The organism is Nostoc sp. LEGE 06077 (assembly GCF_015207705.1).
Classification (GTDB): Bacteria; Cyanobacteriota; Cyanobacteriia; order Cyanobacteriales; family Nostocaceae; genus Nostoc_B.
Genome location: NZ_JADEWI010000129.1, coordinates 1 through 1,176 on the forward strand (window position 1 = coordinate 1; position 1,176 = coordinate 1,176).

Annotated in this window: 1 protein-coding gene; it reads right to left on the reverse strand. The window is 40.8% G+C overall.

What is annotated here, in order from left to right; genetic code table 11:
* Positions 1 to 42 precede the first annotated feature (42 nt).
* Positions 43 to 1,097 (reverse strand): IS630 family transposase gene (locus IQ244_RS32205; RefSeq protein WP_228059313.1). Its coding sequence is split into 2 segments (ribosomal slippage): positions 43 to 702 and positions 705 to 1,097, totalling 1,053 coding nucleotides; the frame shifts between segments, so codons are not numbered across the junction.
* Positions 1,098 to 1,176: the final 79 nt, after the last annotated feature.

Below are 1,176 nucleotides of genomic sequence, written 5' to 3' on the forward strand. Positions count from 1 at the left end.
TAAGTAAGCCGTGGTGAAAATTTACAACTATGTAACAAGCAATTAAGTAGAAGAATTAGAGTTAAATTTTACACGTTGTGTACTATAGTTTCTTTTTTCTCCTCTTGTTTGAACTCCATTAATGACCGCATAGGCAAGGTCTAACTCATCTTCAAAAGTTTTCGAGGCAAGTTCATCTTTTTTGAGGTGTTGCCACTCCAATTCAATTGGATTCATTTCAGAACAATATTTGGGTAAAAAGAAGATGTACAAACCCATGTCTTCCCACTTTGACCATAATTGAGTAACTTCTTTACACCGATGTATCGGGCCGTTGTCCTGAACGATTACTCTGATACGTCCTGATTTTTGGGCTTCAAGTGCTTCAATCTCCATCATTTGGATATAGGATTTGCGCGAAACGCCGCCAATCACCAAACCGTACACAAAACTAATTAACGGTTGAAGAAACCCAATAATACTTAACCTTCGTCCCCTGCGTTTACTCTGCTCTAACCGTTTTTGCTCACCGCGAAAGTAATAGCTGTAACTCGGTTCGCTCCAGGCACAAAACCCCGATTCATCCATGTATTTTAAATCGATTTCTCCACAGGCCGCAGACAATTCCAACATTTCTAGGTCTGCCTGTTTGATTTGCTGTACTACCGGGTCTTGTTTCCCTTTATGGCTTTTTCGGGTTCTTTTCCAAATGACCCCCTTTTTTTAAGTACCTGTCTTAACCAATCAGGACTTAATTTCACAGAGCTTTCTTGTTCTAGTTTTTGGGCTAATTGAACGCTGTTATATGTACGTGGCTCTTGCTCTAAACATTCTTCTAAAAAAACTATGTCAGCTTCTGTCCACCTTGTTTTTCCTCCCCGCCCTGGTTTCTCCCAGAGTCCCTTATCGCCTAGCTTTTCCCATCTGTGCAACACTTCACGAACTGTTTGTGCAGTCCAGTTAAAGTGAGCCGCTATCTTCTCCACGTACCAACCATGTGCGTTCAATCTAATAACTTCCGCTCTGTCTTTCACCTTCTGAGGTACATCTGCCGTTCTCAGGTTCAACAAAGTTTTATCTTGCTCTCTAGTCAGAAATACCCTTAAACGGCTACCCATATTGCTGTTACCTTTGTAGACGCATTGTACGTATTTACTTATCTTTACATAGTTTGGTTTTTTCGCCTCGTTCTACTTA